Annotated in this window: 11 protein-coding genes and 1 pseudogene; 9 read left to right on the top strand and 3 right to left on the bottom strand. The window is 72.7% G+C overall.

Translation table 11 applies throughout. The annotated features are described in order from the left end of the window. Positions 1–102: 102 nt before the first annotated feature. The 5 genes and pseudogenes from QFZ71_RS00420 (at position 103) to glsA (ending at position 7275) form a co-directional block, all read left to right on the top strand. A complete protein-coding gene (locus QFZ71_RS00420; protein ID WP_307666234.1) occupies positions 103–561 on the top strand; it encodes an ATP-binding protein in 459 nt (152 codons plus the stop codon). A gap of 194 nt (positions 562–755) precedes the next feature. Next, positions 756–2169: pseudogene (locus tag QFZ71_RS00415) on the top strand (NADP-dependent succinic semialdehyde dehydrogenase). A gap of 49 nt (positions 2170–2218) precedes the next feature. Then, positions 2219–4606 carry a phosphoketolase gene (locus QFZ71_RS00410; RefSeq protein WP_307666233.1) on the top strand — a complete coding sequence of 796 codons (2388 nt, stop codon included), beginning with the start codon at positions 2219–2221 and terminating at the stop codon, positions 4604–4606. Between the two features lie 86 nt (positions 4607–4692). After that, positions 4693–5652 carry a D-2-hydroxyacid dehydrogenase family protein gene (locus QFZ71_RS00405; protein WP_307671297.1) on the top strand — a complete coding sequence of 320 codons (960 nt, stop codon included), beginning with the start codon at positions 4693–4695 and terminating at the stop codon, positions 5650–5652. 273 nt (positions 5653–5925) lie between these two features. Then, on the top strand, positions 5926–7275 hold the full coding sequence (gene glsA / locus QFZ71_RS00400; RefSeq protein ID WP_307666232.1) for a glutaminase A: 1350 nt from the start codon (positions 5926–5928) through the stop codon (positions 7273–7275). Positions 7276–7281: 6 nt separating this feature from the next. On the opposite strand, the gene QFZ71_RS00395 is transcribed toward glsA, so the two are convergent. After that, positions 7282–8103, bottom strand: coding sequence for an endonuclease I family protein (locus QFZ71_RS00395; RefSeq protein ID WP_307666231.1), 822 nt, complete (start codon positions 8101–8103; stop codon positions 7282–7284). 239 nt (positions 8104–8342) lie between these two features. Then, positions 8343–8894 (bottom strand): GH25 family lysozyme, encoded by a 552-nt coding sequence (locus QFZ71_RS00390; protein WP_307666230.1) that lies wholly within the window; start codon positions 8892–8894, stop codon positions 8343–8345. 158 nt (positions 8895–9052) lie between these two features. Between QFZ71_RS00390 and QFZ71_RS00385 the strand changes: the two genes are divergently transcribed. Beyond that, positions 9053–9265 carry a hypothetical protein gene (locus QFZ71_RS00385; protein WP_307666229.1) on the top strand — a complete coding sequence of 71 codons (213 nt, stop codon included), beginning with the start codon at positions 9053–9055 and terminating at the stop codon, positions 9263–9265. Positions 9266–9390: 125 nt separating this feature from the next. Then, positions 9391–10545, top strand: coding sequence for a methyltransferase (locus QFZ71_RS00380; RefSeq protein ID WP_307666228.1), 1155 nt, complete (start codon positions 9391–9393; stop codon positions 10543–10545). Positions 10546–11449: 904 nt separating this feature from the next. On the opposite strand, the gene QFZ71_RS00375 is transcribed toward QFZ71_RS00380, so the two are convergent. Beyond that, positions 11450–11890 carry a MerR family transcriptional regulator gene (locus tag QFZ71_RS00375; protein ID WP_307666227.1) on the bottom strand — a complete coding sequence of 147 codons (441 nt, stop codon included), beginning with the start codon at positions 11888–11890 and terminating at the stop codon, positions 11450–11452. Positions 11891–12326: 436 nt separating this feature from the next. On the opposite strand from QFZ71_RS00375, the gene QFZ71_RS00370 reads away from it, so the two are divergent. Together QFZ71_RS00370 and QFZ71_RS00365 are read left to right on the top strand one after the other, a co-directional pair. After that, entirely contained in the window at positions 12327–13838 is a 1512-nt protein-coding gene (locus QFZ71_RS00370) for a SulP family inorganic anion transporter (RefSeq protein WP_307666226.1), read from the top strand. 212 nt (positions 13839–14050) lie between these two features. Then, entirely contained in the window at positions 14051–16222 is a 2172-nt protein-coding gene (locus tag QFZ71_RS00365) for a serine/threonine-protein kinase (RefSeq protein ID WP_307666225.1), read from the top strand. The last annotated feature ends 65 nt before the right edge of the window (positions 16223–16287 follow it).

Genomic DNA, 16287 nt, shown 5'->3' with positions numbered 1-16287 from the left:
GAAGTGATCAGTGCTCACGCTTCGTGTTCGGGGGTCGTTCGTGCGACGGGGTGAAGAAGGACGACGGGGAGCGCGTGGGCCTCGTGATGAGGAGCCTCGACGATGACCGTTCCACTCGACCGGCACTGCTCGGTCGAACTGCAGGTGTCGGCAGAGCGTGTTTACCGGCTGCGGCGGATCGTCGCCGCGCACTTGCGTCACTGGAGTCTCGACCTGCACGTCCGGCCGGTCTGCCGGGCCCTGGACGAGCTCCTGACCAACGTCCGTCGGCACGTCGGTGACGCCGACACCTGTGTCGTCGAACTCCGCTGGACCGGACGACGCGTGACCGTGTCCGTCGCGGACGACAGCGCCCGGATGCCCCGGCTGCTGCCGGTCGGCGGCGGACTGAGCCGGGTGATGGCCCTGAGCGACAGCTGGGGATCCTGCCGGACCGCGGGCGGCAAGGTGGTCTGGTTCACCCGCTACGCCGAGGCGCCCCGGACGGTGGGACTGCTCCCGTACGCCCCGCTCCCCGGCGTGCGCGCCGCCCGCGACACGCCCCTGGCGTCGCTCGTGTGACCCGCCCCGTACGGGGCGGCCCGCACCGGCCCGACGCGGAACCTGCCCCGCGGATGTCCTGCCGCTCGTGACGGGACACCCCCTCGCACGCATGATCCGCGTCGGCCGGGTACGTGCGGGGGAGGAACGGACCGCGTTGCGCCCACGGGCGTGGCGCGGCACGGTCGGAGTACCGATGCAAGGAGGTCCCCGCCATGCCCATCGCGACGGTCAACCCCGCGAACGGCGAACTGATCAGGTCTTTCGACGCCCTCGGGGACGAGGAGACCGAGCGCAGGATCACCGCGGCCGCGGAGACCTTCCGCCAGTACCGCACCACCCCCTTCGAACAGCGCGCGGCCTGGCTGAACCGGGCCGCCGACCTCCTCGACGAGGACCGCGACACGATCGCCCGCACCATGACCCTGGAGATGGGCAAGCCCGTCACCGCCGCCCGCGCGGAGGCGGCCAAGTGCGCCAAGGCGATGCGCTGGTACGCCGCCCGCGCCGAGGGGCTGCTCGCGGACGAGCACCCGGACCCCGACGACGTCCACGACTCCGGTGCCTCCCGCGCGCTGGTCCGCTACCGGCCGCTCGGCGTCGTCCTCGCCGTGATGCCGTGGAACTTCCCGCTCTGGCAGGTGGTGCGCTTCGCCGCCCCCGCGCTGATGGCGGGCAACGTCGGGCTGCTCAAGCACGCGTCGAACGTGCCGCAGACCGCGCTGTACCTGGAGGACCTCTTCCACCGGGCGGGCTTCCCCGCCGGCTGCTTCCGCACGCTGCTGATCGGCTCGGGCGCCGTCGAGCGCGTCCTGCGCGACCCGCGCGTCGCCGCCGCGACGCTCACCGGGAGCGAACCGGCGGGCCGCTCCGTCGCCGCAACCGCGGGCGACGAGGTGAAGAAGACCGTGCTGGAACTCGGCGGCAGCGACCCGTACCTCGTGCTGCCCTCCGCCGACGTGGCGCAGGCCGCCGCCACCGCCGTCACCGCACGCGTCCAGAACAACGGCCAGTCCTGCATCGCCGCCAAGCGGTTCATCGTCCACGCCGACGTGTACGACGCGTTCGCCGAACGGTTCGCCGAGGGCATGCGGGCCCTGACCGTCGGCGACCCGCAGGAGGAGGGCACCGACATCGGCCCGCTCTCCACCGAACAGGGCCGCACCGACCTGGAGGAACTCGTCGACGACGCCGTCGAACGGGGCGCGCGGGTGCTGTGCGGCGGACGCCGGCCCGACAAGCTCGGCGGCGGCCTGGAGAACGGCTGGTTCTACGAGCCCACCGTGCTCGCCGGCATCACCACCGCCATGCGCATCCACCGCGAGGAGGCCTTCGGCCCGGTCGCCACCCTCTACCGGGTCGCCGACCTCGACGAGGCGATCCACCTGGCCAACGACACCCCCTTCGGCCTCAGCTCCAACGTTCTGGACCCGCGACGCGGGCGAACAGGAGCGCTGCGCCCGCGACCTGGAGGCCGGCGGCGTCTTCTTCAACGGGATGACCGCCTCGCACCCCGCGCTGCCCTTCGGCGGGATCAAGCGCTCCGGTCACGGGCGTGAGCTGGCCGGGCACGGCATCCGCGAGTTCTGCAACGTCACCACGCTCTGGTACGGGCCCGAGGCGTCCTGAGCCCGCCCCGACCGCCCGTGCGCCGTCAGCCGACGAGGAGACCAGCTCCGTGAGCGACACCCCGCCCCCTTCCGCACCCACCACCCTCACCGACGACGACATCGCCGCGCTCGACGCGCACTGGCGCGCGGCCAACTACCTCGCCGTCGGCCAGATCTACCTGATGGACAATCCCCTGCTGACCCGGCCGCTCGTCCCCGAGGACATCAAGCCGCGGCTGCTCGGACACTGGGGCACCTCACCGGGGCTCAACCTCGTCCACACCCACCTCAACCGGGTGATCAAGGCCCGTGATCTGAGCGCCCTGTGCGTCTGGGGGCCCGGCCACGGCGGACCCGCCGTCCTCGCCAACTCCTGGCTGGAGGGCAGCTACTCCGCCACCTACCCGGACGTCGGCCGGGACGCCGAGGGCATGGGACGGCTGTTCCAGCAGTTCTCCTTCCCCGGCGGCGTGCCCAGCCACGTCGCCCCCGAGACCCCCGGTTCCATCCACGAGGGCGGCGAACTCGGCTACGCCCTCGCCCATGCCTACGGGGCCGCCTTCGACCATCCGGACCTGGTGGTGGCCTGCGTGATCGGCGACGGCGAGGCGGAGACCGGGCCGCTCGCCGCCTCCTGGCACGCCAACAAGTTCCTCGACCCCGTCCACGACGGGGCCGTCCTGCCGATCCTCCACCTCAACGGCTACAAGATCGCCAACCCGACGGTCCTGGCCCGCATCCCCGAGGGGGAGCTGGACCAGCTGCTGCGCGGCTACGGGCACGACCCACTGTTCGTCACCGGCGATGACCCGGCCGCCGTCCACCGCGCCCTGGCCGCCGCCCTGGACACCGCCCTGGACCGCATCGACGCGTACCGGCGGGCGGCCCGCGAGGACGGCGTCACCGAACGCCCCCGCCGGCCCCTGATCGTCCTGCGCACCCCCAAGGGCTGGACCGGGCCGAAGGAGGTCGACGGGCTCCCGGTCGAGAACACCTGGCGCTCCCACCAGGTCCCGCTCTCCGGCGTCCGCGACAACCCGGAGCACCTGCGGCAGCTGGAAGTCTGGATGCGCTCCTACCGGCCCGAGGAGCTGTTCGACGCCGATGGCCGTCCCACCGCACCGGTCCTCGCCTGCGTGCCCGAGGGCGAGGCCCGCCTCGGCTCCACCCCGTACGCCAACGGAGGGCTGCTGCTGCGCGACCTCCCGCTGCCCGACCTCGCGGACCACGCCGTACGCGTCGAGAAGCCCGGCGCAGACCTCCACGAGCCGACGAAGGTGCTCGGCGGTCTCCTGGAGAGCGTCATGGCCGCCACGGCCGGGCGCAGGGACTTCCGCGTGGTCGGCCCCGACGAGACCGCGTCCAACCGGCTCGACGCCCTCTACCGGGCCACCGGCAAGGCATGGCAGGCCGGCACCCTGCCCACCGACGAACACCTCGCCCACGACGGCAGGGTGATGGAGGTCCTCTCCGAACACCTCTGCCAGGGCTGGCTGGAGGGCTACCTCCTCACCGGGCGGCACGGACTCTTCTCCTGCTACGAGGCGTTCGCCCACATCGTCGACTCCATGGTCAACCAGCACATCAAATGGCTGCGGACCTCGCGGCGGCTGCCCTGGCGGCGCCCCATCGCCTCCCTCAACTACCTGCTGACCTCGCACGTCTGGCGCCAGGACCACAACGGCTTCTCGCACCAGGACCCCGGCTTCGTCGACCACGTCCTCAACAAGAGCCCCGAGGTCGTCCGCGTCTACCTCCCGCCGGACGCCAACACCCTGCTCTCGGTGGCCGACCACGCGCTGCGCAGCCGGGACTACGTCAACGTGATCGTCGCCGGGAAGCAGCCCACCTTCGACTGGCTCACCATGGACGAGGCCCGCGCCCACTGCGCGCGCGGCGCCGGGGCCTGGGAGTGGGCCGGCACCGAGGACGGCGACCGGGAGCCGGACGTGGTCCTCGCCTGCGCCGGGGACGTGCCCACCCAGGAGACCCTGGCCGCCGCCGACCTGCTCCGCCGCCGTCTGCCGGAGCTGGCCGTCCGGGTGGTCAACGTCGTCGACATCGCCCGGCTGATGCCCGACACGGAACACCCGCACGGCATGCCGGACTCCGAGTACGACGCCCTGTTCACCCGCGAGCGGCCGGTCGTCTTCGCGTACCACGGCTACCCGTGGCTCATCCACCGCCTCGCCTACCGCCGTGCCGGCCACGCACACCTCCATGTGCGCGGCTACAAGGAGGAAGGCACCACGACCACCCCGTTCGACATGGTGGTCCGCAACGACCTCGACCGCTACCGGCTGGTCATGGACGTCATCGACCGGGTGCCCGGCCTCGGCGTCCGCGCCGTCGCGCTGCGCCAGGAGATGGCGGACGCCCGCACCCGCCACCACGCCTGGATCCGCGAGCACGGCACGGACCTGCCGGAGGTCGCGGGATGGAAGTGGGGCGGCTGACGCGGCCTTTCACCGGGGCCCGTACGGGGCGAGGGGGGAGATGAGCGATCATGGCGGCGACCCTGCCCGGCCGGAGAGAGGCTGTCATGAAGCTGCGCTGCGCCGTCATCGAGGACTTCCAGTCCGTGGCCACCACCGTCGTCGACTGGTCGCCCGTGAAGGACGACGTCGAGGTCGTCACCTTCACCGAGCACCTCGCCACGGTGGACGAGGCAGCCGCCGCCCTCGCCGGCTTCGACATCGTGGTGACCCTCCGCGAACGGGTGCCGTTCCCGGCCGAACTGTTCGCCCGGCTGCCCCGGCTGAGACTGCTCGTCGCCTCCGGCATGCGCAACTCCGTCATCGACTTCGATGCCGCGCGGCGGCACGACGTCGTCGTCTGCGGCACCGCCAGCTCCTCCACCCCGCCCGTCGAGCTGACCTGGGCGCTGCTGCTCGGTCTCGCCCGCGGCATCGTCCCCGAGGCCGAGGCCCTGCGCACGGGCGGGCCCTGGCAGTCCACGCTCGGGGCCGATCTGCACGGGCGGACGCTCGGCCTGCTGGGGCTCGGGAAGATCGGCGGCCGGGTGGCGCGGGTGGGCCTGGCCTTCGGCATGGAAGTACTGGCCTGGAGTCAGAACCTCACTCGGGAGCGGGCCGACGAGGTGGGGGCGAGGCTCGCCTCCTCGCGGGACGAGCTGCTGGCCGCGAGCGACTTCGTCTCCGTCCATCTGGCGCTCGGCGAGCGGACCCGCGGCCTGATCGGCGCGCCCGAACTCGCCCGGATGCGCCCGACCGCGTACCTGGTCAACACGTCCAGGGCGGCCATCGTCGACACGGACGCCCTGTTGGCCGCCCTGCGCGACGGGGTGATCGCCGGGGCCGCGACCGACGTGTTCGACACCGAGCCGCTCCCCGAGGGCGACCCGGTGCGTACCGCGCCGGGCCTGCTGGCCACCCCGCATCTCGGCTATGTGTCGCGCGCCAACTACGAGACGTACTACGGCCAGGCCGTGGAGAACATCAGGGCCTTTCTCGACGGCCGGCCGGTCCGCCGCCTGGGCTGACGGGCGGACCGGTGTCGTGCGTGGCTCCACCGCCACCGGTCTCCGCCCCGCCCGACCGGACGAGCCCGCCATCATCGACAGGTCGATTCATGTCTTCTGGTCCTAGGATGAGCGAGTTGTCTCTCTGAGGTCCGGGAGGATGCGCGATGTTCACGCCCACGGTGGGGAAGACCACGACGACCGCGCCGAAAGTGCGTGGGGCGCGGCGCGGCGGCGCCTTCGGGGACGAGGCCGCGTGAGCCGCGCCCGGACCCGTCCGGCGGGGACCGCCCCATGAGCGCCGCCGACGCGGTGACCGACTCGCTCCACAGCCTGCGCGACCGGTTCGCCCCGGTGAGGGAGGGGAAGCCGGCCGACTACATCCCCCAGCTCGCCCTCGCGGACCCGGACGCCTTCGGGCTGGCCCTGGTCAGCATGGACGGGCACCGCTACAGCGCGGGCGAGGCGGAGGTCCCCTTCACCATCCAGTCCGTCTCCAAGCCGTTCGTCTACGCCCTCGCGCTCTCCACCCTCGGTCTCGACGAGGTCAGCCGCTGGGTGGGTGCCGAGCCGAGCGGTGAGGCGTTCAACGCCATCAGTCTCGAACCCGGTACGGGCAGACCCGCCAACGCCATGGTCAACGCCGGCGCGATCGTCACCACGGCCCTGATCCCCGACGCCCCCGGCGAACCCGCCTTCGACCGTGTCCGGCACTGCCTCGGCCGCTTCGCCGGACACGAACTGGACGTGGACGAGCAGGTGTTCCGCTCCGAATCGGCGACCGGCGACCGCAACCGGGCGCTGGCCTACCTGATCCGCTCCACCGGTACCCTGCCCGTCGACCCGGTCCTGGCGGTCGACCGCTACTTCCGGCAGTGCGCGATCCGCGTCACCGCTCTCGACCTCGCCACGATGGCCGCGACGCTCGCCTACGGCGGGGTGAACCCCGTGACCCGTGAGCGGGTGGTCTCCGCCGAGGTCGCCGCCCGGGTCCTCGCCGTCATGGCGACCTGCGGCATGTACGACGGTTCCGGCGACTGGCTCCTGCGCGTGGGGCTGCCCGCCAAGAGCGGGGTCTCCGGCGGGCTCATCGCGGTGGGCCCGGCCCGCTTCGGGGTGGCGACGTACAGCCCGCCGCTGGACGCCACCGGTGGCTCGGTACGCGGCCATGCCGCACTGGAGGCGATGTCGCGGCGGTACGGCCTCCACCTCATGCTCAACCCCGCGCTGCCGGGCTCCACCGTCACCCTCGTCACGACCGCCGACGACCTGCCCTCGGCACCCTCGGGGGAGCGGGAGCGGAGCCTGCGCGAGCGGGTCGGCGTCGTCGTCGCCCAGGGAGCCATCGACTTCACGGCCGCCGAGCGCGTGCTGTACGCCCTGGACGAGTCGGGGCCGGACGGCGGCCCGGTCGTGCTCGACCTGCGCGATGTCACGTCCGTCGACTCCGTGGCGCTGGCGATGCTGCACACCGGGCTCGCCCGGCTCACCGCCGACGGGCGGTACGCGGCGGTCGTCGACCCGAAGGACCTGCTCGGTCCGATCGACGCGGTGCGGGAGCGGACCGGCCAGGACCTGCCGCACCACGCCACCCGTGAGGACGCCGTGGAAGACTGCGCGCGGACCCTGGCCGGGGAGGGCTGAAACCCGTCACCGCCAGATGGCGCCGACCCACTCGGGGTGGTCCACGAACGGGTTCCGGTTGTGCTGGAACCGCTCGAATATGACGTCGTTGCGGCGCTTCTCGAAGGTGTCCGGCGGGTCCTCCTGGCTCCACTGCCGGAGGACGGAGAGCCTGCCCATCTTCGGTGCGGACCCGTTGTTCACCTGGTCGTTGGGTTCGAGATCGGCGAAGGAGTCGTTCCCCTCGTACCGGACCGCCATGTAGAGGATCATGCGGGCGACGTCGCCCTTGACCTCGTCGCGCGGCTCGAAGGAGTCGCCGTCGGTGAAGTTGCCCGGCGCGTCGCCCAGTTTGCTCCCGCCGTTGTCGAAGTCCTTGTTGCCGCGGGTGGAGTTGACCTGGACGTCGGTGGGCCGCAGGTGGTGCACGTCGGTGCCCGGACCCGTGGCCGTGCCGAAGTCGCCGTGCGACTTGGCCCAGACGTGCTCCCGGTTCCACTGGCCCGAGTTGCCGCCGTTGTCGTTCTTGGACTGGGAGCGTCCGGTGTACAGCAGGATGACGTTGGAGGGGTTGGCGGGGTCCTCGTCGGTGGCCTTGAGGGCGTCCCACACCTGGCTGTAGGAGAGTTTGGTCTGGTCGCTGATGATCGTGTGCAGGGCGGCCTTGAGTTCGGCGCCGGACTTGCCGACGGCGTCCTGGTAGTACGTGTCGTCGAGGGCCGCCGTGATGGTGGTGCGACGGTCGGGCGGGGTGTCCACGGGGGCTGCGGCGGCGGTGCCCGACAGGACGGTCACGGCGGCCGCCGCGGCCATGAGTGGACGCGCGTAGAACGAGAGACGACGGGACATGGGGGGTGTCCTCTCCTGAACGCGGACACCGCGCCGAAGTTGCCCCGGGTGCGGGGGTGTTCGGGCGGCGGCCGTGCGGTAGGTGGTCAGCCGGGAGCCTTCCACAGGCACCGTGCCGCACGTGTGAACACGGTGTACTTATCATGTGCAGGTCAAGTCTGGAGGGTGGGACCCCTCCGGAGCGGACCGTCCCGCGGGCGGCGGAGCCGCTACGGGACGGTCGGGGTCCGGGCGGACGGCTACCCGGCGGCCCAGTCGCGCAGCGCCCTCACGGAGTCGAAGTCGGCCACGTTCCTGTCGAGCGGGTCGTCGGTGTACTGGTGGATGCGCCAGTCCGCCTCGATGCGGGGCTTGCCCGCGGAGACGTAGTCGGCGATCCACAGCCCGTCCCCGGCGTAGTCGGTGGCGTCGTGGTTCAGCCAGAACGCGCGATTGCAGTACAGCAGGACCCGGTGGTCGGGGCGCTCCTCCTTCACCGCCTTGATGAAACGGTCCTTCTCCGCGTTGCTCGCCCGCGTCCCGCCGCCGGTCTGCTCCCAGTCGACCGCGAGCAGATCGCCCGCCTTCTCGGGCGTCCTGTTCAGGAAGAAGTCCACCTGCTCCGGCACGTTCCCCGGCCAGAGGAAGTGGTAGAAGCCGACGACGCACTCGGCGTCCCGCGCCCGCTTGACCTGCGCGTCCAGGCGTGGGTTGACATAGGTGCGGCCCTCGGTGGACTTGATGAGGACGAAGTCGACACCGTCCGTGTCGTAGGAGGGCTGGTAGGCGCTGACATCGACGCCGTGGATCATGGGCACCGCCTCGGAAGGTGGGGGCAATGGCTTCCCTCTCCTGCCCACTCCCCGGTGCTCGCAAGGACTGATTCACTCTCTCGGGTAACGGACGCTTCCTCCTCGGATGCGGGTGGGCCGCAGGGGGGCGAGAATTGCCGCAAGGACGAGGAGGCGGCATGAGCGAAGAGCCCGAAACCGTATCCGAGGCCCTGGCCGGACCGGACGGCGTCACGCCCGACCGGCTCCTGCACACGGGCGCGAGCGACCGGCCGAGCCCGGAGGATCTGGTGCTCGCCTCCGGGCGGGACCTGACGCCGGAGAACCTGGAATGGGCCCGGCGCAAGCTGGCCGACGAAGGGCGATCGGCCCTGGACAGACAACTTCCCTGACGGCCTGCGGGCCCCTGGGCCACCCGGCGGACGGGTGCGCGGAGCCGTACGCCGGGGTGACGGCGGCCGAGCGGCCGGGGAGCGTGTGGGGCGCCCCCGGCCGCCTCGGCTAGCCTGAGTGCCATATGAACCGTTTGACGACCTCGCAGGGCACATTCGAACTCGCCCGCTTCCCCGAACACCCGCGCGACCCGTTCCGAGCCTGGGACGCCGCCGACGACTATCTGCTCCGGCAGCTCACGGACCCGGAGGCGGGCCCGGTCGACCTCTCGGGGACGGTCGCCGTCGTGGGGGACCGGTGGGGAGCGCTCACCACCGCGCTGGCCGCGCACCGGCCGGTGCAGATCAGCGACTCCTACCTGGCCCGGCGAGCCACCCTCGCCAACCTGGCCCGCAACGGTCTCGACCAGGACGCGGTGCGGCTGCTGTCCTCGCGCGACACCCCGCCCGGCCGGATCGACGTCCTCATCGTCCGGGTGCCCAAGTCCCTGGCGTTCCTGGAGGACCAGCTCCACCGGATCGCCCCCGCCGTGCACGCCGGAACCGTGGTCATCGGCACCGGCATGGTCAAGGAGATCCACACCTCCACGCTCAAGCTCTTCGAGCGGATCATCGGCCCGACCCGCACCTCCCTCGCGGTGCGCAAGGCACGGCTCATCTTCTGCACCCCGGACCCCGCACTGCCGCGTACGCCGAGCCCGTGGCCGTACCGCTACGAGCTCCCCGCCGACGTGGGCCCCGCCTCCGGGCGGACCGTCGTCAACCACGCCGGGATCTTCTGCGCGGACCGCCTCGACCTGGGCACCCGCTTCTTCCTGAAGCACCTGCCCAACCGCGGTGGGGCCGCCCGGATCGTCGACCTCGGCTGCGGCAACGGCGTCCTCGGGCTCTCCGCCGCCCTCACCGCCCCCGACGCGCACGTCACGTTCGTCGACGAGTCCTACGGGGCGGTCGCCTCCGCCGAGGAGACCTTCCGGGCCGGGGCGCCGGACGGCGCGAAGGCGGACTTCCTCGTCGGCGACGGGCTCGGGGATCTCGCCCCGGGCAGTGTGGACCTGGTGCTGAACAACCCGCCCTTCCACTCGCACCTCGCCACCACCGACGCGACCGCCCGCGCGATGTTCACCGGCGCGCGGACCGCGCTGCGCCAGGGCGGCGAGCTGTGGGTCGTGGGCAATCGGCACCTCTCGTACCACACCCATCTGCGCCGGATCTTCGGGAACTGCACCACGGTCGCGGGTGACCCCAAATTCGTGGTCCTGCGCGCCGTCAAGCGCTGACGCCTCGCCGTGTTCCGGTCCTTCCGGATTCTCGCAACAGGCTCTGCCCCGTGCGCCTCTTGCGCACGGGGGACGCCGAAGCGGGACTCCGGAGGGGCCGCGCGGCGGGATGGCAGGATGACGGGGTGTCCGGCCTCCCGTGCGAGCCGTGGCTGCGCGGCCTCGCGTTCCATCCGGCGGCGCCTTCCGAGGTGCTGATGCGCCTGCTGGAACGATCGGGCCACGGGGGCGGCCCGTCGATGTGCGAAGGGCGGGACCTGCCCGAGGCCGTCATCGACGCGGCCCTGCGACACCCGGACCAGCACATCCGGCGTGCGCTCGCCCGCAACCGGTTCGTCGCCCCGGTGCGGCTCGCCCCCTTGGCGACGGATCCGTCGGGGGTCGTGCGAGGGCGGCTCGCCGGCGGGCCCCGCGGCTTCCCCCGCTGGGTCCGGCCGCTCCCGGACGACATTCTCGTGGCTCTCCTGACCGCCCGGGACGGAGGTGAGGACGGCAGGGTCACCGCGGCCGAGACCGCGGCCGAACTCGTGTCGTCCCGGCAGATCCCGCCCTCCTTCCACCCCTCCCTGGCGGACCACCGGCATCCCGGACTCCGCGTACACGCCACCTGGAGCTGGCAGCCGCTCACCCCGGAGCAGCGGACGGCGCTGCTGGACGATCCGGACCCCGAGGTCCGTCGAGCGGTGCGCGGCCGCCACCAACCCGAACCTGACGCCGCAGACCTTGGAGGCGCTCCTCGCCGACCCCGCCACGGCCGAGGGCGCCGCCGCCAACCCCGCCCTCCCGGTTCCCCGTACGCACGCCCTGCTCGACCACTGCCCGCACGGCACCGGCACGCCGTGAGCCGGGCGGCACCTCCGCGCCGCGCGCGGTCCTGACCGGCAGCTGAGGGATGGTGAGGTCCTCAGCCGCCGTCCGTGGCCGCGGCCTCGCCCGGAGCGTTCGCCGTGGCCGGGCCCTGCGCGCGGGCGCGGAGCGTGGCCTCGAAGTCCTCGGCGCGGGCGAGCTGGACGCGGAGCCTGCCGACCTGCTCCGCGGCGGACCGCTGGTAGGACCGCACCCGCGCCAGCAGCACCTCGCGCTGCTCCGGGTCGAGCGGGTCGTTCCCGTCCAGCCGGTCGGTGGCGTCGAGCAGGTCGCGCATCTGGTCCAGGGTGAAGCCGAGCGGCTTCATCCTCCTGATGACCATGAGGCGGGCCACGTCGGTCTCGGTGTAGAGGCGGAAACCGCCCCGGGATCGTGCGGAAGGCGTGACGAGGCCGGTCTCCTCGTAATGGCGGATGGTGCGCAGGGAGAGCTCGGTCCGTGCGGCGACCTCGCCGATCTGCATGTGCTTGCCGTCCACGCCCGTACCCCTGGCCTCTCTCGTCTCCCGGAACGTCCCCGGGGCATCTCCGGGAGCGTCGCTTCCGGGGCGGGAACCCCTCCGCCGATCTCTACCCTTACGTTAGGGTAGAGTTGCCGGTGGCAAGGCTGCGCACCGCTGCCCGTCGTGCCGGGTCGGGAGTCGAAGACGCCTCCGGCGACGTTCCGATTGTCGCAGGAGATGAGGGTGCGCGAGCCCATGACGCCCGTCGCCGCGCTCTGTCCGCCCTGACCCCCGCGACGTCCCGTGCCCGGACCTGACTCCGGCCGCGCCGTGGTGCGCGGCCGCTCCATCCCCCCGTCCGGGGTCCCGGCTCCACGCCCGTGGCGCTGTCGGCGAGGGCCACCCGGCACCCCGTCACCTCCGCACGCCCGCCCCTGCTCGGGCGCGCCCGAGCAGGACTGGTTCTCCTCCCTTGTCTTCCCTCTCCTCCGCTCCCTCCCCGGTCGCGCGCCTGCGTGGCCTGAAGCCCGACTGGCTCTCCGACCCCAAGGTCTGGCGCACCGAGGTGCTGGCCGGTCTGGTCGTCGCCCTGGCGCTGATTCCCGAGGCGATCTCGTTCTCGATCATCGCGGGCGTCGATCCGACGGTCGGGCTCTTCGCTTCCTTCACCATGGCCGTGACGATCGCGGTCGTCGGCGGTCGCCGGGCGATGATCTCGGCCGCCACCGGCGCGGTGGCGCTCGTGATCGCGCCGCTCAACCGGGAGCACGGCCTCGGGCACCTCGTCGCCGCCGTCATCCTCGCCGGCCTCATCCAGGTGGTGCTGGGGGCACTGGGTGTGGCGAAGCTGATGCGGTTCATCCCGCGATCGGTGATGGTCGGCTTCGTCAACTCCCTCGCCATCCTCATCTTCATGGCGCAGGTCCCCGAGATGCGGGACGTCCCCTGGGCGGTGTACCCCCTGATCGCCGGCGGTCTGGCGCTCATGGTGATCTTCCCCCGGATCACCACGGTCGTCCCGGCCCCGCTCGTCTCCATCGTCATCCTCACCGTGATCACCGTCGGCGCCGCCATCGCCGTGCCGACCGTCGGCGACAAGGGCGCTCTGCCGTCCTCGCTGCCGGTACCGGGCCTGCCCGACGTGCCCTTCACCCTCGACACCCTGACGACGATCGCCCCCTACGCGTTCGCCATGGCGCTGGTCGGCCTGATGGAGTCGCTGATGACCGCGAAGCTGGTCGACGACATCACCGACACCTCCTCGAACAAGACCCGCGAGTCCGTCGGCCAGGGGATCGCCAATATCGTCACCGGCTTCTTCGGCGGCATGGGCGGCTGCGCGATGATCGGCCAGACCATGATCAACGTGAAGGTCTCCGGAGCCCGCACCCGCCTCTCCACGTTCCTCGCAGGCATGTTCCTGATGGTGCTGTGCATCGCCTTCGGCCCGGTCGTCTCCGACATCCCGATGGCCGCTCTGGTGGCGGTGATGGTGATGGTGTCGTTCGCGACCTTCGACCGGCACTCCATCGCACCCGGCACTCTGCGGCGGATGCCCGCCGGAGAGATCACGGTCATGGTGATCACCGTCGTCTGCGTCGTGATCACCCACAACCTCGCCATCGGGGTGGTCGTCGGCTCGGTCACCGCCATGGTCGTCTTCGCCCGGCGCGTCGCCCATCTCACGGAGGTCACCGCCGTCATCGACCCCGACGGCTCCACCGTCGTCTACCGGGTCACCGGGGAACTCTTCTTCGCCTCCTCCAACGACCTCGTCGGCCGGTTCGACTATGCGGGCGACCCCGGCCGCGTCGTCATCGACCTGAGCTCCGCCCACATCTGGGACGCCTCTTCCGTCGCCGCCCTCGACGCCATCGGGACGAAGTACGCCCGGCGCGGCAAGAGCGTGGAGATCACCGGTCTCGACGACCCGAGCGCACGCCTGCATGGCCGGCTCACCGGTGAACTCGCCGCCGAGCACTGACCGTACGCGAGCGCGTCGCGCGGGCCGGTGCCGTTCCCGGTGGCAGAGATCCGGTCGAGGGAGGCGCCACGCGGCCTACCGGCCACTCCGCCCGACGGCGACCGCCCCGTCGCGTACCGCCTCCGCCGGCCGGCAGCCATACTGGACGTGCCGGGGAGGGTGCAGTGTCCGTGGCGGGGGCCACGGGGGACGACGGGGGCGGGAAGCGGACGATGGCGGAGACCAGGCTGATCCAGAGCCGCTACCGGTTGATCGAACTGATCGGGCGCGGCGGCATGGGGGAGGTGTGGCGCGCTCTCGACGAGTCGCTGGGCCGGCAGGTCGCGGTCAAATGCCTCAAGCCCCTCGGTCCCCAGCACGACCAGGCGTTCACCCGCGTCCTGCGCGAACGCTTCCGGCGCGAGGCACGGGTGGCCGCCTCCCTCCAGCACCGGGGTGTCACCGTCGTCCATGACTTCGGCGAGTACGAGGGCGTGCCGTACCTCGTCATGGAGCTGCTCGACGGGCAGAACCTGAGCCAGCTCCTGGAGGAGAACGAACAGCACCCGCTGCCGGTCGAGCACGTCGTCGACATCGCGGAACAGGTCGCGGACGCCCTCGGCCACACCCACCGGCAGGGCATCGTCCACCGCGACCTCAAGCCCGCCAACATCATGCGGCTGACCGACGGCACCGTGAAGATCTGCGACTTCGGCATAGCGCGCCCGGGCCACGACATCGACCTGAGCTCCCGGCTCACCACCACCGGTCTCGCCATGGGGACCCCGCACTACATGTCGCCCGAGCAGATCAGCGGCAAGGAGGTCGACCACCGCAGCGACCTCTACTCGCTGGGCTGCGTCCTGTACGAGATCGCCACCGGGGTACCGCCGTTCGACCAGGAGGACGCCTGGGCCGTACTCGTCGGCCACCGCGACACCCCGCCGGAGCCCTTGCGCACCCACCGCGCCGAGCTGCCCGACTTCTTCGACCGCGTCGTCCTCGACCTGCTCGCCAAGGCCCCCGAGGAACGGCCCACGGACGCGAGCGACCTGCGCCGCCGCATCGTCCTCGGCCGGACCGGGGAGCAGCCCGCGCTCGGCCCCGGTCCCCGTGCCCGTCCCGGAGCAGGACGGCCGCCCGCCGCGCGCGAGAAGGCCCTGCCCGCCTGGACCCGCGCGATGACCGCCGGTCGCCGCGCGACCGGATCGACGCCGCCGCCCGCCGAACCCCCCGACCCGGCCGCCGGGCTGACGGGGCAGTGGACCACCGCCACCGCCCCGCACACCGGCTCCTTCGTCCCGGTGTCGGCCGGGCCGCCCGCCGCCGGCCGCCCCGCCACGCCGGAGGGCCGGCACGGCGAGGGCCTCGGCCTCGGCCGCCCGGACCGCTGGGCGGAAGCGGCCGAGACGCACCGCGAGGTCGCCGCCCAGCGCCTCCACCTCCTCGGCCCGGACCACCCCGACACCCTCGCCGGCCGGTACGAGATCGGCGTCACCCTCAGCCGTACGGGCCGGGCCGACGAGGCGCTGCGCGAGTTCACCCACGTCGTCGAAGGCCGGGAACGCGTCCTGGGGTCCGACCACCCGCACACCCTGGCCGCCCGTCAGGCGAGGGCCCACGCCCTGGGGCGCCTCGGCCGGCACGCCGAGGCCCACGAGGTGTACGAGGCGGTCCTCGCCGTCCGCGAACGCGTCATGGGCCCCGACCACCCCGACACCCTGCGCTGCCGCCACAACCTGGCGTTCAACCTCAGCCGCCTGGGGCGGCCCGAGGAGTCCTGCCGGATCGCCCGTGAGGTCGCGGACGCCCGCGCCCGGCTGCTCGGCCCGGCGCACCCCGACACCCTCGCCACCCGCTACGAAGTGGCGTACACCCTGGGCAGGCTGGGCCGCTGGGTTCAGGCGCTGGAGATCTACCAGGACGTCGCCCGCGCCCGCGCGACCACCCTGGGCGCCGACCACCCCGACACGTTCGCCGCCCGCTACGAGGCCGGCATCAGCCTCGGCCGGCTCGGCCGGGACGAGGAGGCCCTGGAGGTGTACCGGTCGCTGGTCGCGGACCGCACCCGCACCGCGGGCGAGGCCGACCCCGAGACACTGCGCGCCCGCCACGGCCTCGGGGTCAATCTCGGGCGGCTGGGCCGCTGGGAGGAGGCGCTGGCCGAGGCCCGTGAGGTCTGCGCCCTGCGGGAGCGCACCCTGGGCCCCGACCACCCGGACACGGCGGTGAGCCGCCGGGAGGTCGCCGCCGGGCTCGGCTGGCTCGGCCGGTGGAGCGAGGCCCTGGTGGCGTACCGGCAGATCGCGGAGGCACACACCCGCACCCTGGGCGCCGGCCACCCCCGGACACGCGCCGCCCGCGACGACGAGGCGCACTGCCTGGCACGGCTCGCGCAGGGGTAGGACCGCCCGCCGTCACCGACCGGCGGGAAGCGAGGGCGACCTCTCCGGCCCCCGCCGCCCCTGGC

Source organism: Streptomyces sp. V2I9 (assembly GCF_030817475.1).
GTDB lineage: Bacteria > Actinomycetota > Actinomycetes > Streptomycetales > Streptomycetaceae > Streptomyces.
The sequence above is the reverse complement of the archived record's forward strand: the minus strand, read 5'-3'. Positions and strand labels throughout refer to the sequence as shown.

Excerpts from the sequence above, each read along its gene's own strand:
- QFZ71_RS00395 (WP_307666231.1), bottom strand. The coding sequence starts at position 8,103 with ATGTCCCGTCGTCTCTCGTTCTACGCGCGTCCACTCATGGCCGCGGCG.
- glsA (WP_307666232.1), top strand. The coding sequence starts at position 5,926 with ATGAGCGCCGCCGACGCGGTGACCGACTCGCTCCACAGCCTGCGCGAC.
- QFZ71_RS00420 (WP_307666234.1), top strand. The coding sequence starts at position 103 with ATGACCGTTCCACTCGACCGGCACTGCTCGGTCGAACTGCAGGTGTCG.
- QFZ71_RS00380 (WP_307666228.1), top strand. The coding sequence starts at position 9,391 with ATGAACCGTTTGACGACCTCGCAGGGCACATTCGAACTCGCCCGCTTC.
- QFZ71_RS00365 (WP_307666225.1), top strand. The coding sequence starts at position 14,051 with ATGGCGGAGACCAGGCTGATCCAGAGCCGCTACCGGTTGATCGAACTG.
- QFZ71_RS00390 (WP_307666230.1), bottom strand. The coding sequence starts at position 8,894 with ATGATCCACGGCGTCGATGTCAGCGCCTACCAGCCCTCCTACGACACG.
- QFZ71_RS00405 (WP_307671297.1), top strand. The coding sequence starts at position 4,693 with ATGAAGCTGCGCTGCGCCGTCATCGAGGACTTCCAGTCCGTGGCCACC.
- QFZ71_RS00385 (WP_307666229.1), top strand. The coding sequence starts at position 9,053 with ATGAGCGAAGAGCCCGAAACCGTATCCGAGGCCCTGGCCGGACCGGAC.